This is a genomic window from Sphingobacterium corticibacterium, from assembly GCF_004208525.1.
Taxonomy (GTDB): Bacteria; Bacteroidota; Bacteroidia; order Sphingobacteriales; family Sphingobacteriaceae; genus Sphingobacterium; species Sphingobacterium corticibacterium.
In genome coordinates, this window is the sequence record NZ_SGIT01000001.1 from 1,544,807 (window position 1) to 1,558,955 (window position 14,149).

At 42.0% G+C, this 14,149-nt stretch carries 15 protein-coding genes; 8 read left to right on the top strand and 7 right to left on the bottom strand.

Annotated elements, in window-relative coordinates:
* Positions 1–35: 35 nt before the first annotated feature.
* The 6 genes from EWE74_RS06485 (at position 36) to EWE74_RS06510 (ending at position 6,087) form a co-directional block, all read left to right on the top strand.
* On the top strand, positions 36–1,031 hold the full coding sequence (locus EWE74_RS06485; RefSeq protein WP_130140670.1) for an acyl-ACP desaturase: 996 nt from the start codon (positions 36–38) through the stop codon (positions 1,029–1,031).
* 171 nt (positions 1,032–1,202) lie between these two features.
* Complete coding sequence (locus tag EWE74_RS06490; RefSeq protein WP_130140671.1) at positions 1,203–1,637, top strand: MarR family winged helix-turn-helix transcriptional regulator; 435 nt, start codon at positions 1,203–1,205, stop codon at positions 1,635–1,637.
* Between the two features lie 44 nt (positions 1,638–1,681).
* Entirely contained in the window at positions 1,682–2,686 is a 1,005-nt protein-coding gene (locus tag EWE74_RS06495) for an NAD(P)/FAD-dependent oxidoreductase (protein ID WP_130140672.1), read from the top strand.
* Between the two features lie 2 nt (positions 2,687–2,688).
* A complete protein-coding gene (locus EWE74_RS06500; RefSeq protein ID WP_130140673.1) occupies positions 2,689–3,018 on the top strand; it encodes a 2Fe-2S iron-sulfur cluster-binding protein in 330 nt (109 codons plus the stop codon).
* Positions 3,019–3,085: 67 nt separating this feature from the next.
* Positions 3,086–4,402, top strand: a complete 1,317-nt coding sequence (locus EWE74_RS06505; RefSeq protein WP_130141155.1) for an NAD(P)/FAD-dependent oxidoreductase — start codon at positions 3,086–3,088, stop codon at positions 4,400–4,402.
* A 5-nt stretch (positions 4,403–4,407) separates the two neighbouring features.
* A complete protein-coding gene (locus EWE74_RS06510; RefSeq protein WP_130140674.1) occupies positions 4,408–6,087 on the top strand; it encodes a DNA polymerase/3'-5' exonuclease PolX in 1,680 nt (559 codons plus the stop codon).
* Between the two features lie 33 nt (positions 6,088–6,120).
* Here the strand turns inward: EWE74_RS06510 and EWE74_RS06515 are convergent, their stop codons facing one another.
* The 4 genes from EWE74_RS06515 to EWE74_RS06530 form a co-directional block, all read right to left on the bottom strand.
* A complete protein-coding gene (locus tag EWE74_RS06515) occupies positions 6,121–6,927 on the bottom strand; it encodes a M48 family metallopeptidase (protein ID WP_130140675.1) in 807 nt (268 codons plus the stop codon).
* Between the two features lie 167 nt (positions 6,928–7,094).
* On the bottom strand, positions 7,095–7,742 hold the full coding sequence (plsY, locus tag EWE74_RS06520; protein WP_130140676.1) for a glycerol-3-phosphate 1-O-acyltransferase PlsY: 648 nt from the start codon (positions 7,740–7,742) through the stop codon (positions 7,095–7,097).
* A 27-nt stretch (positions 7,743–7,769) separates the two neighbouring features.
* The gene (nadC, locus tag EWE74_RS06525) at positions 7,770–8,624 is read right to left on the bottom strand and encodes a carboxylating nicotinate-nucleotide diphosphorylase (RefSeq protein ID WP_130140677.1); all 855 of its coding nucleotides are present in this window, start codon (positions 8,622–8,624) and stop codon (positions 7,770–7,772) included.
* A gap of 82 nt (positions 8,625–8,706) precedes the next feature.
* Entirely contained in the window at positions 8,707–9,117 is a 411-nt protein-coding gene (locus tag EWE74_RS06530) for a DUF4783 domain-containing protein (RefSeq protein WP_130140678.1), read from the bottom strand.
* 181 nt (positions 9,118–9,298) lie between these two features.
* Between EWE74_RS06530 and gpmI the strand changes: the two genes are divergently transcribed.
* Positions 9,299–10,834 (top strand): 2,3-bisphosphoglycerate-independent phosphoglycerate mutase, encoded by a 1,536-nt coding sequence (gpmI, locus tag EWE74_RS06535; protein ID WP_165384659.1) that lies wholly within the window; start codon positions 9,299–9,301, stop codon positions 10,832–10,834.
* Positions 10,821–11,414: a hypothetical protein gene (locus EWE74_RS06540; protein ID WP_130140680.1), complete on the top strand. Its 594-nt coding sequence runs from the start codon at positions 10,821–10,823 to the stop codon at positions 11,412–11,414. Before gpmI ends, EWE74_RS06540 begins: the two co-directional genes overlap by 14 nt.
* Here the strand turns inward: EWE74_RS06540 and EWE74_RS06545 are convergent.
* Genes EWE74_RS06545 through EWE74_RS06555 form a run of 3 tightly spaced genes read right to left on the bottom strand, consistent with a single transcriptional unit; the run spans position 11,374 to position 14,141 of the window.
* On the bottom strand, positions 11,374–11,907 hold the full coding sequence (locus tag EWE74_RS06545; protein ID WP_130140681.1) for an adenine phosphoribosyltransferase: 534 nt from the start codon (positions 11,905–11,907) through the stop codon (positions 11,374–11,376). The genes EWE74_RS06540 and EWE74_RS06545 overlap by 41 nt on opposite strands.
* A gap of 5 nt (positions 11,908–11,912) precedes the next feature.
* Positions 11,913–12,824 carry a helix-hairpin-helix domain-containing protein gene (locus EWE74_RS06550; RefSeq protein WP_130140682.1) on the bottom strand — a complete coding sequence of 304 codons (912 nt, stop codon included), beginning with the start codon at positions 12,822–12,824 and terminating at the stop codon, positions 11,913–11,915.
* Positions 12,825–12,827: 3 nt separating this feature from the next.
* The gene (locus EWE74_RS06555; protein WP_130140683.1) at positions 12,828–14,141 is read right to left on the bottom strand and encodes an efflux RND transporter periplasmic adaptor subunit; all 1,314 of its coding nucleotides are present in this window, start codon (positions 14,139–14,141) and stop codon (positions 12,828–12,830) included.
* Positions 14,142–14,149: the final 8 nt, after the last annotated feature.

Consider the following 14,149-nt stretch of genomic DNA (forward strand, 5'->3'; position numbering starts at 1 on the left):
TTTTTTGTGCTCAATTACATATCTTTGTACAAGCTATGCAAGAATTACCATTAAATATACCTGAGGGCTCGAGAAAAGAGGTTATGGCATATTTAGAGCCGTTCATGTTAAATGAAATGAGCGAGTATCTAAAGCCGGTAGAGGAAATGTGGCAACCAGCTGATTTCTTACCGGATGCTTCGCGCGATACTTTTTTCGAAGAAGTGCGGGATCTGCAGGAAAGTGCGAAAGAACTTCCATATGATTTAGTTGCTGTGCTTATCGGTGATACCATTACCGAAGAGGCCCTTCCCACCTATGAGTCTTGGTTGACTATGGTCGAGGACGTCGAGAAAAATGAACAAGGCGGATGGATGAAATGGGTAAGAGCATGGACTGCCGAAGAAAATCGTCATGGCGATTTACTGAACAAATATCTGTACCTATCGGGCCGCATCGATATGCGGCAATTTGAAATATCAACCCAATATTTAATACAAGATGGATTTGACATCGGCACAGGTGCTGATCCCTACCGCAATTTTATCTATACCTCATTTCAAGAGTTAGCGACTAACGTGTCGCACCGTCGGGTAGCGGGCATTTCCAAAAAATCAGGGGATAAACTACTGGCAAAAATGTGTGGCGTCATCGCTGCTGATGAAGCACGGCATGCCAAAGCTTATATGTCGTTTATAACCCACGCCATGAAGGTAGATCCCAGTGAGGTCATGATCGCTTTCGAGGACATGATGCGTAAAAAGATCGTTATGCCGGCCCATTTTATGCGGGAAGCCGGCGAACCCCAAGGCGAAGCATTTGCACATTTCTCCGATGCAGCACAACGTATTGAAGTATACACGGCCTTAGACTATATCGATATTCTTCGGGAACTTAACGGCGAATGGGCTATCGACAAAGTGACGGACTTGAACGAAAAAGGGGAAAAAGCACGAGACTATCTGATGAAATTGCCCGATCGTTTGACAAGGTTAGCAGAAAGGACAAAAATTCCCGAGATGCAATATAAATTTAAATGGATCCATGGATAATATCAGAAAAGGCTTAGACAAAATCTAAGCCTTTTTTTGTAAAATATTAATCTTTTCGTAAATTTACTTGTCACACTAATAATTGTCATAAAATCTACATGAATGACCATACAAAAAAGAAACATCAATCATTCATGCAAGCTTCATTGCTATAAAAAACAGACTATTTGAATGAAAAAAGAACAATATACCCAGTATTCTTTCTTGTTGGATCGAACCGCCAGACGGGTAAAACAATATGCACAAACCTCCTTTTCAGAAAAAGCTTTCGATATTACCATCGATCAATGGTCTATCTTGAAAGTCTTATATAATGAAGACCCCATGACGCACAAGGAATTGGCGGAAAAAACAGGAAAAGATCAACCTACTTTAACCCGCATCGTTGATATTATCATAAAAAAAGAATTAGTGGAACGTGTAAACCACCCACAGGATAGGCGATGTCTGCTTATACAGCTTACCGCTAAAGGCAAAAATAAAGTAAAAGAACTTTCTCCCGAGATAGCCCAGATTCGTATGAAAGCTTGGGAAAATCTTTCCGAGGAGGACTTCAAAAATTTCACCAGAATACTAGATACGATATATAATAATTTGAATATATAAATGTAATCGGCAATCAATATCCCGATAATTAAATACAACACACCATGATAAAAACAGATATATGCATTATAGGAGCCGGCCCGGTTGGTTTATTCGCTGTATTCGAAGCTGGCTTATTAAAAATGAGATGTCATTTAATCGATGTATTACCTCAAGTTGGCGGACAGCTTTCGGAAATATATCCACATAAGCCGATCTATGATATTCCGGGCTACCCTAGTATCAAAGCGCAGGAGCTTATCGACCAACAAATGGAACAAATTGCCCCCTTCCAACCCACATTCACACTAGGGGAACGCGTAGAAAGTTTGCAAAAGCAAGACGACGGCTCTTATCATGTCATCAGTTCTGATGGTACGGTCATTCATTGCCAGGTGGTCGTCATTGCGGGCGGACTGGGTTGCTTTGAACCGCGCAAGCCCGACCTGGTCAATCTAGCACTTTATGAAAAATCACATGTTCACTATATGGTCAAAGATCCGGAACGTTTCCGTGACAAGCGTATCGTGATCGCTGGCGGCGGAGATTCCGCACTCGACTGGACCGTCTTTTTGGCAAATGTGGCAAAAGAAGTCACGCTGGTGCATCGCAACGATTCTTTCCGGGGTGCTCCCGATTCTGCCGATAAAGTTTATCGACTTGCACAGGAGGGAAAAATAAATCTGTTGTTATCACATAATCTAGTTTCTCTTGGTGGAAATGGTCATTTGGAACACATTCATCTGACCAATAAACAGAAAGAAAATGTTATCGTACCCACCGAAGACTTTATTCCGTTATACGGGTTAAGCCCAAAACTGGGTCCGATTGCAGAATGGGGATTAAATATTGATAAGAATGCGATCGAAGTCGACACATTTGACTATGCGACCAATATAGAGCGCATTTATGCCATCGGCGATATCAACACCTACCCGGGAAAACTTAAATTAATTTTATGTGGATACCACGAAGCTGCTTTGATGTGCCAAAGTGCTTTCAAATATGTTTATCCGGATCAAAAGTTAAGTTTCAAATACACCACCGTAAACGGTGTTAATGCATTTTAAAAATGGAAAACATCATTCATATTACCGTCGAAGACCGGGATGGAAAAACGCAGAACATCGAAGTTCCTACAGACATCAATTTAAGTGTGATGGAAATATTGAAGGCTTCCGCATATGACATTCTTGCGACCTGTGGTGGCATGGCCTTATGTGCAACCTGCCATGTACAGGTAGTAGAGGGCGGCGACGCATTGACGGAGGCTACCGATCAGGAACTGGATATGCTAGATACCTTACCGGATGCCGATATGGAAAGCAGGCTAGCCTGTCAGTTACATCTTACAAATAACAACGATGGATTGAGATTAAAAATCAAAGGTGCATTACAATAACAAAAGCACGTTTTTTTACGCTATGTTTTCGTACTTTTGCCCCAAAATAGAACAAAATTAGTTTATGATGTTATTAAATCGTTCTGAAAGAAGCTTTCCGAGAGTCATCATCATCGGAGGTGGTTTTGGTGGCGTAGAAGCTGCCCGGCGTTTAAAAGATAAAGAAGTAGAAGTGCTGTTAATTGACCGGAATAACTTTCATACTTTTCAGCCATTAATGTATCAGGTGGCTACCGGAACATTAGCGGCAGATGCTATTTCTTTTCCTATCCGTAAAATGTTCAAATCACAACAGAACTTTCGGTTTAGAATGGCGGATGTCACGGAGATAGACCATGTGCAGAAGATTGTTAAAACATCGGTAGGCGACTATGATTACGATTATCTAGTTATTGCGACAGGTGCTACCTCCAATTTCTTTGGCAATAAGCAAGTAGAAAAATATGCTTTGCCGATGAAAAGTATTCATGAAGCTTTAAATATCCGCAGCTACGTTTTGCAAAACCTGGAAGAGGCCGTGCTTCGCAAGAACTACCATGATCGGGAACGCTTCCTTAATTTTGTGGTGGTCGGTGGTGGCCCTACAGGCGTAGAGCTTTCCGGCGCAATAGCCGAAATCCAGCTGCACATGCTTAAAAAAGATTATCCGGAGCTATCGAAAAATGAAATGAAAGTATACCTCGTAGAAGGTACCGGAAAAATATTAGCGGCGCTATCCGAAAAATCTTCGCAAGATGCGGAACGCTACCTACAGGATCTTGGCGTAAATATATTACTCAACACACAGGTAACCGGCTATGATGGTGACACGATTACGTTTTCCAACGGAGAAAGTATCCCAACGAAGACGGTAATATGGGGTGCCGGTGTGATGGGGCAATTCCCAGCAGGTATACATCCGGAAATTATTCAGCGCGGTAACCGTATACAAACAGATGGCCAATGCCGCGTGGGTGGAATGGAAAATGTCTATGCTATCGGCGATGTGGCCGCAATGATTACGGAAGATACCCCTAGAGGGCTTCCGGGCGTGGCTCCTGCGGCGCAACAACAGGGTGCGTATGTAGCAAAACATATCCTCCAAAACATGAACAATCAGCAGACGACAGCTGATTTTAAATATTTTGACAAAGGCTCCATGGCCACCATCGGACGAAACAAAGCAGTCGTTGATATGGGAAGTTTCCACATGAAAGGATTTCTCGCTTGGTTGACCTGGATGTTTGTCCACTTGGTTTCTATTTTTGGATTTAGAAATAAACTAGTAACCTTTGTAAACTGGACAATCAAATTTTTCACTAAAAACAGCGGTATTCGTCTCATTATCCATAAATATAAGCGGCCCGATGTAGAAAAGGAAACGGAAATCGAATATCATTCTTAATCATCATGGAAAACAAAGCCATAGCCAAAACTTTTAAGTTATACAGTCAACTCATGGAGTTGTTTAACGAAAATCCATTTCGAACAAAAGCGATGGCTTCTGCTTCCTTTAAGATTGATAAATTACCCTTTCCGGCAGCAAGCGCTACCATCGATCAGCTCAGTACACAACCGGGCATTGGTAAAAGTACAGCCGAAAGGATTATGTTGATTCTGGAGACCGGTTCATTTCCCGAATTGGACAACCTTATTGCCCAAACTCCGGAAGGTGTCTTGGCTATGCTTACGATAAAGGGTCTGGGTCCCAAAAAGATTCGATCCATCTGGAAAGATCTGGAGATTGAATCTATTGGCGAACTCCTCTATGCCTGCAATGAAAACCGGCTAATGGAAGCAAAGGGTTTCGGTTTGAAAACACAAGAAGAAATTCGTAAATCTATTGAGTTTTCCAATGCCAACCAAGGTCTGTTCCTGTATGCAAAAATCGAAAAAATTGCAGCAACCTTTTTGGGCAGCTTGGTTTCTCGTTTTCCGGATCAACAACATGCTTTCACAGGAGATTTTCGACGTAAATGCGAAATCATTGCTTCCATTGATATATTAACGACCACGCCTATCCAAGAGGTGGTGACCTTTATAAAAGACACACCCGCCTACGCGATCGAAGAACAACTAGAGGCGACAGTTCATGTAAGCGACGAGCTGGGTGTTCGTTATCATATCCAATCGACAACTAAAGTGTGTTTTGCGCTCGACCTCCTACGCACAACGGGCAACGATACACATATAAAAGAACTGCAAACCATACAAGCAAATTTACCTAATCTTGCATCCGAGGAGGCAATCTATGAAGCATTAGGATTATCGTATATCGAACCCGAATTAAGAGAAGGCGCGGGAGAAATCAATTGGGCGAAAAACGGACAATTGCCCGAGCTGATCACGTACGCCGACTTAAAAGGTACATTGCATAATCACTCGACGTATAGCGATGGTGTGCATTCGTTAGAACAAATGGCCACATACTGTAAAGATGAACTGGGCTTAAGCTATTTCGGCATCTGTGACCATTCAAAGACGGCAGTCTATGCAAGTGGACTTAGTATAGAACGCGTAAAAGAGCAGTGGATGGACATCGAACAGTTAAACAATAAATTAGCTCCTTTTCGGATTTTCAGTGGAATAGAATCAGATATCCTCTCTGACGGCAGTCTGGATTACCCCGACGATATCCTTGCAAAGTTTGATTTTGTTGTTGCTTCTATCCATAGCAATTTACGCATGGATGAAGAAAAAGCTACCCAACGGCTGATTACGGCTATCGAGAATCCATATACTACTATCCTTGGGCATCCGACAGGCCGCTTGCTACTCAGTAGACCGGGCTACCCTATTGACTACAAGAAAGTAATAGATGCCTGTGCGGCAAATCAGGTGGTTATCGAGATTAATGCTAATCCATTGCGGCTCGACTTGGATTGGCGTTGGCAAAGATATGCACTGGAAAAAGGTGTCTTGCTATCGATTAATCCCGATGCGCACCGCATGGAAGGCTTAACAGACATGCAATATGGTGTATACGTTGCACGAAAGGGCGGATTATCTCCCGAACGCTGTCTAAATGCTTTCTCACTCGCGCAAATAGAACAATATTTTGAACAGAAGAAACAAGAAAGGCCTGCATAACGCAAGCCTTTACTTTTTTCACTAGATATTATTTTATCGCTTATAGTATTGCATCGCCTGAGGGATAAGTTTCTCAATATCGGCCACCCGCCTGGCATCACTCGGGTGGGTACTCAAAAATTCCGGTTGTGCATTAGCTTTTGATTTCGCCGCAGCCATACGTTCCCAAAAAGACACCGCATGCTGTGGGTTATACCCAGCCATCGCCATAAACATCAAACCGAGTTGATCCGCTTCCGATTCGTTGCTACGGGAAAACTTCAACGAAGCCAATTGACCTCCGATACCGTAAGCGTTGTTTACCAAACCTTGTACAATGGAACTTTTACCTGAAGTGGCCACGCCCAGCACCTGCGCACCTACCTGCAACGCGTATTGGTTAGACATCTGCTCCATTGAGTGGCGTGCTATAGCATGTGCTATCTCATGTCCCATTACCGTAGCCAAACCATCTTCATTGGCTGTAAACGGCAAAATACCTGTATATACTGCCACTTTCCCGCCAGGCATACACCAAGCATTCACATCCCCACTTTGCACCAAATTAAATTCCCAATTGAAATTAAACTGGTCTGAAAGGCCTTCCGCCTTCAAATACTGATTTACGGCCGCAGCGATATTATTCCCCACTCTTTTCACTAATGTCGCATCCGATGTACCGGTAACTACTTTTGTATTGGGATCACCCAAAAATTCCTTATACGCTACAGCCGCTTGCTGCTGTATCTGGTCATCACTTACCAATGCTAACTGTTTTCTACCAGAAAGTGGTACGGTAGAACACGCCGCCATAATTGCTATAAGAGCCGCTAGAGAAGTATATTTAAAAATCTTTTTCATAATCATTTAGTTTGTGTACAAACGTAACAGATAAAAACAATATAATACAAATCCTATGCCTAAAAGCTAAATATATGACATTTTTCAGCTACAAAATACGGACATCCTCCTTCACTTTCGCCAACCCTCCTTAACACTCCTCTTTCTAAAAAAAGGAAGATATAATCTTACACCTTCTTCTTCTTAAACAAATAAATCTTGGATTCATGTCCTTTCAGAAGCCTTTCAATGTTTTTTTGATGGGTGACCAATATCAACGCACAGATGGCTATCCCATAGAGTAACACGGCCGGAACAGATGTATGGAAAATAAATGCAATACTGAAAGGAAAGGTAAAACCTGCTAATATGGAACTAAGGGATACATAGTGTGTGATGAGCAGCGTCAACAAAAACACCGTGACACAACATAGCGCTGCCTCCGGATGAATGGCAATGACCATCCCGAATAGCGTCGCTACGCCTTTACCGCCCCGAAATCCCGCAAAAATGGGGAAAAGATGTCCCAATACTGCAATAACGCCTAATGCTAATTGGAAGTTCACAAATTGCATAGAACTAGGTATACCAACAACAGTAGCATCTAAAAGAAAAGGTAAATTGGTGGCTGTCCAGCCTTTGAATATATCGACAAACATGACAATCGACCCGGCTCTTTTACCTAATACCCGAAAGGTATTAGTCGCCCCTGCATTCCCACTTCCATACTCCCGCACATCTACCCCATAGAAAGCCTCACCAAACCACACCGCAGATGGAATGGAGCCAAATAGATAAGCTAAGATAACTATGCCTATTAGATAAATCGAAATCATATATTAATTTAAGCTTCCTAAAGATAACTATACAATTTTAGCTTTTAAGCTTAAATCCAAACTTTTTACAGAATGTGTTAGCGCGCCCACCGAAATATAATCTACCCCGGCCAAGGCATAATCGCGAATAGTTTCCAATGTAATTCCCCCAGAAGCCTCCGTCACCAAACGTCCTCCCACAAGCTGTACGGCCTTCTCTACTTCCTTTGGCGTAAAATTATCAAACATCACGCGGTCAACATATTCATTGGCTAATACTTCTTCTAGCTCTTGAAAACTCCGCACCTCTATTTCGATAGGAATAGACAACCTATTCTCCGTTCGGTAAGCTTGGGCGCGCGTTAACGCATTGGAAATACCGCCGGCGTAGTCTACGTGGTTATCTTTGATAAGCATCATATCATAGAGGCCAATCCGATGGTTAGCCCCTCCGCCGATATGCACCGCTTCTTTCTCCAAAAAGCGTAATAACGGCGTGGTTTTACGGGTATCTAAGACTTTCGCCTTCGTTCCTTCTAATTGCTTGGCATAGAGATTGGTCCGGCTAGCAATTCCCGACATGCGCTGCATGACGTTCAATACCAATCGTTCCGCTTTTAAGATGCTGTGCACACTACCTTGCACAAAAAAAGCTATATCTCCGGATTTGACTTCTGCCCCATCTTCCAATAGGACATTAATCTTTAAATTTGGATCAATAATATTAAAAATCGCTACCGCTACGGTAACACCTGCAAGAACACCTGTATCTTTTACAAGCAGTTTTGCTTCTCCCCGTACGTTTTCTTGAATAGTGGATAAGGAAGTATGGTCGCCATCTCCTACATCTTCTTGCAGTGCTAACGCCACAAACTGCTCCAGTTTACTCAACTCTACCGCCATTTATTCGAATTAAATTAATAAGCGAAGATGACAAAAATATATTTTATTATAAAATCCTATGTCAACTTTTAACAGTCTGTCGCTACTCAATTCGTATCTCGGCAATCTTAAAATCCTTATTGTTAGCCTGTACAAATTTTATAAATACCCGATAGTTTTTTGCATTGGCTTTCAATGAAAACACAACAAATGAAGTAGTTGAAGTATTGGCGCGCTGCTCCTCTTTCAATCCATCTACTTTATTCGTTCGAAAAAAATCATTCAGTAGCAGCTCGGCTTGAAATTTTGTAAAAGCTCCCTCATCTTGCTTGACGGAAAGATTGACACTGTTATCAAAAATAGCACTCAATTTTTTCGCATTTCCTTCTTTTATAGCTGCTGATGCATTCTTTACCGCGTCGTCAAAAGAAGTATTCATTGCAAATGCTAACATACCCATCATACACCATAAAACCAACACCGCATACTTAAACACCTCTTTATAATATCTCATAAATCTTATTTCTATTTCTCTTCTGGAACACGCTAAAACTATGCCAACTAACGGTTATCTAAATTGATCTTGACCGTCATATAGTTACCCATAGTTTCAGGTGAGCAACAGCTTCTAAAGAAAATTCAGTTTATTGAGTTAGGTATTGGTGAGTCCAATGCATTTTATGTAAATTTGTAAAGTGAGCAATTTAGAAAACAAAAGAGTAGCATTACTAATCTTAGATGGTTTAGGCTACGGCAAAGATGATAATTCAAACGCTGTACGCGCAGCAAAAACGCCTTTTTTAGATCATTTGTTAGCCACTTATCCAAATTCCCGTTTAGAAGCTTCGGGAGAAGCTGTAGGGCTTCCAGAAGGACAAATGGGGAATTCAGAAGTAGGTCACATGAACCTTGGTGCCGGTCGTACGGTTTATCAAGAACTTGGGCGTATAAACAAAGCCGCTAATGAAGGAGATTTCAAGGCTAACACCGTCATCAAAGAGGCTTTCGAATATGCTAAAGCAGAAGGAAAAAAGGTACACTTTATCGGATTATTGTCCGACGGCGGTGTACATGCACATATTGATCATTTGAAAGCACTTTGTGATGCTGCACAGCAAAACGGACTTCAGCAAGATCAAGTATTTATCCATGCTTTTATGGACGGACGCGATACCGACCCTAAAGGCGGACTAGGTTATATAGAAGATCTACAAAACCATCTAACACACTCCACCGGAACTATCGCGAGTGCTATCGGACGCTATTATGCCATGGACAGAGATAACCGTTGGGAACGTGTCAAGGAAACATATGATTTACTAACCAAAGGGACGGGTAATCCAACAACAGATGTAAAACAAGCGATAAAAGCTTCGTATACCGATGGCATTACCGACGAATTTATTAAACCCATTGTCGTCACAGGTAAAGATGGGAAACCGCTGGCTACCATTCAAGAGGGTGATGTTGTATTCTGTTATAATTTCCGTACCGACCGCGGTCGTGAGATCACCATAGCATTGACACAACAAGATTTCCCTAAATACGATATGCATCCGTTGTCTTTATATTATGTAACGATGACTTCCTATGACGAGACATTTAAAAATGTACATGTCGTATTTCAAAAAGAGAACTTGACGAACACCTTGGGGGAAGTATTAAGCCTTCAAAACAAAACGCAAGTTCGTATTGCAGAAACAGAGAAGTATCCACACGTTACTTTTTTCTTTTCCGGAGGACGCGAAGAAGAGTTTCCGGGTGAACGTCGATTGCTTATTCCTTCTCCAAAAGTAGCGACGTATGATCTTCAGCCTGAAATGAGTGCGGAAGGTATTACGACGGCAATCTGCAATGATATAACAGAAAACAAGCCGGATTTTATCTGTTTAAACTTTGCCAACCCCGATATGGTTGGACACACTGGCGTTTTCGAAGCGGTTGTAAAGGCGGTAGAAACAGTAGATAGCTGCACGAAAAAAGTAGTAGAAACAGGATTAGAAAACGGTTATTCTTTTATTATCCTAGCCGATCATGGAAACTCCGAATTCATGATTAATGAAGACGGTTCTGTAAATACAGCCCATACCACCAACCTCGTGCCTTGTATTTTAATAGACAAAGATTATCAGCAAATTAAAGACGGAAAATTGGGAGACATCGCTCCTACCGTATTAAAACTGTTAAAGGCAGACATTCCAGCAGATATGGGTGGTGATGTATTGGTATAGAAAGAAAAACACATATTACAAAGCAGTAATAGCAACGGCTGTTACTGCTTTGTTCTTATCCTGCACATCCAGTCAGGGAGACGGAAACGTGATAAGGGAGACCTATTTCGATATACCCGGATACTTTAAAACGGAAATAGCACGATTGACGCAGGAAAAGCCTATGGTAGACAAAACCGTCGTCAAGGACAGTCTGTCCGAAACCAAGGAAATACAAATCACGGATTGGGAAAATGAGCTTTCCAGTTTTGTCTCGGTAGACCTCAACAAACCAGTATACGCAGGCATCCTGACGAAAGATAGCACTGCCAATAAAGTCAATATAACTTCATCAGATCCAAAAATTGATATCGCTCTTGTTGAAATTGAGTACAGTGAGCATGGAGAGCCCACTGCATTTCGTATACAACGAAACATTCAAAATTCATTGTATGAAACGCATGAAACACTTCATTATGCCAAGGGTAAAGGATATAGTCTGGAAAAACAGCAGTCTGTATTGATTCTCGGTGACAAGTATTACCACATTGAGGGTTTATTTAAGCATCAAATCGCACCAGCGAAATCACCCGGTCCGTAAAGCGTGTCAAACGTCCCTGGCTCTGCAAGAAGTCTAGACTAATGATAAACGTATAGCCGACAATATCCGCTCCCAGTTTTTCCAACAGCTTGGAAGCCGCTACGACGGTCCCTCCTGTAGCCAGCAAATCGTCATGGATCAACACCTTACTTCCCGGAGCAAACGCATCTTCATGTACCTCGATAGTTGCCTGTCCGTATTCGAGCTTATAAGATTCCGATATTGTTTTAAAAGGTAACTTTCCCTGCTTTCGAATAGGAATAAAAGGAATATTCAACCTGTTTGCGAGGAGCATTCCGAATAAAAAGCCACGGCTTTCTATCCCTGCTATGGCATCGATTTCCATACCTTGTAAATGCGCTACCAATTGATCGACAATATCACTACAGAGTTGCTGGTCTTTTAAAATAGGTGTAATATCTTTAAAGATTATGCCCGGCTGCGGAAAATCAGGAATATCCCGAATTACGGATTTAAGACGTTCTTCTAGCATGCTTTTCAATTAAAATCTAAATAAGGTGCAATTTTACGTAAAAAATCATCATTTAATGCATACATCTCTTCTAAATCCGCCAACGAGCTAAAAGCCCCATGCTGCTCCCGATAACGCACAATATGTGTAGCCTCTTTACGGGAAATATAAGGATGCTGTGCGAGCTTATCTACCGACAACTGATTTATCGCCCATTTCTCAACAGCATTATCGCCCAATGTCAACGAAGATTCCATTTTTAGGAATTGTTCTTCGGAAACACCGTACACCTCTTTTATTTGATCAACGCGATGAAAACCGCCCAGTGCATCTCGAAATTTGACAATGCGCGAAGCCAGTACCGAACCGATACCATGAATTTCTTTCAACGTTGTCGTATCAGCTGTGGATAAGTCAATCCATAATTTCCTTGTTGACGGCTTTGGGGCTTTCTTCGCGGAAAAAGTAACATCCTGCGGTCGAGCAGGAAGGGTTTCGGGTAAGAGAATATAAGGTTCTAATCGCTTAAAGTCTTCATCAGAAACAACATACATTTTAGCAACATCCGCTTTTGTACGAAAACGTCCACCTTTGGACTCATAATTTTTAATGACCTGTATTTGGCTTTCGGTAAATCCCAACATTTTCCATTTCTCGGCAGGTAAATTATTCGGGTCAAAAGAAAAGAATGATTTTTCGGCTAGGTTATGGGATGCGCGTATTTCTTCCGTGTTCGATTGAAAAGTTTTTTTTGGCTCTAACGCTTTTTGTTCTTCTGCGGCGATAGTGGCTATGACCAATATGTCATCCGTAGCCGCTTGACGATAAAAGCTATATACAAAAGGTATACCCCCTATCAGGCCGATAAGAACCGATAACACCAGAAATCCTCTGCGTTCGTTCTCACTCATTCCGAAAAGAAGGGCTAATCTTTTCATAAATTAATTCAAAGCACTTGCCTCGACTTCTTTTACCCGCGTACCCTCTTGCAAAATCTTAGAAATGGCATTGAAAGGTCTTGATACTACCCGATCGCCTGATTTTAAGCCCGATTTAACAATAATGTTATTATCGTCTTGAATACCGGTCGTTACCTCCGTCATGTTGACGACATCTCCATTCAAGACAAACACATACTCTTTTACAGCAGCATTATCTACCGAATCTGCTTTATTTGCATTCTCTCGAACGGTTACTGCTTGAATAGGAACGACCAAACCTTTATCCGATTTTGTATGAATCTGTACGGTTGCCGACAAACCCGGTTTAAAAGGAGAAGAATTTTTATTATCATCATCTATCAGATCTTCATAAGAAGATGCCTCAATACGCACTTTCACGTTAAAATTTGTCACTTGTTCGGCGGTTGTTGCTACGGTTTCGGAACCTGCAGAAGTAGATGAACTGGAAATTTCGGTTACAAGCCCTTTAAACTTACGCCCTTGGAAAGCATCCACTTCTATGGTCGCCTCATTTCCCACCTTTACACGGTTAATATCATTTTCGTTTACTTCCACATTCACTTCCATGGTGGTCATATTGGCGATACGCATAATTTCTGTTCCAGCCATCTGTGCTGTCCCTACGACCCGCTCACCAAGTTCTATGGACAGCAAAGAGACAACACCGTCGGAAGGCGCATATATAGTGGTACGCGACAAGCTATTTCCTGCTTCCTGTAATTGCGCTTGTGACTGGTTCACCCCGAAGCGGGAAGCTTCGACCTGCTGACGCTGCGATTCCACCGTCGCGCGTGAAACTTCATAATCTGCCCTTGCTTTGTCCATCTCCGATGCCGATATGACTTTTTTATTAAAGAGTTCCAAGCTTCGGTTATAGATAGCTTCTGCGTTGATAAGACTCGCTTCTTGCTGTTTCAACATCTGTTGTGCTGCTGCGAGGTTCGCCTTTTGTTGGCTAACCATAGCTACCACCTGATCATAGCTAGATTGTAACAAATCGGGTTTTACACGACATAATACATCTCCTTTTTTGACAACCTGCCCTTCACGAACATTCAGCTCTATAATCTCGCCCGAAACTTCCGAACTCAATTTCACCTCGAATTCCGGTTGTACCTTTCCACTCGCAGAAACAAGTTCCGAGATGGTTTTCTCTGCTACGTTATCCACTGCGACTTGTTGCACGCCTCCGTCACCAAACCAACCGAACTTACCGCCTAATACAACGAATATCAAGATTACTACTGCAGAGATGACCAATATTTTAGGAAGGTTGCTCTTTTTCTTTGCCATGAAGATAT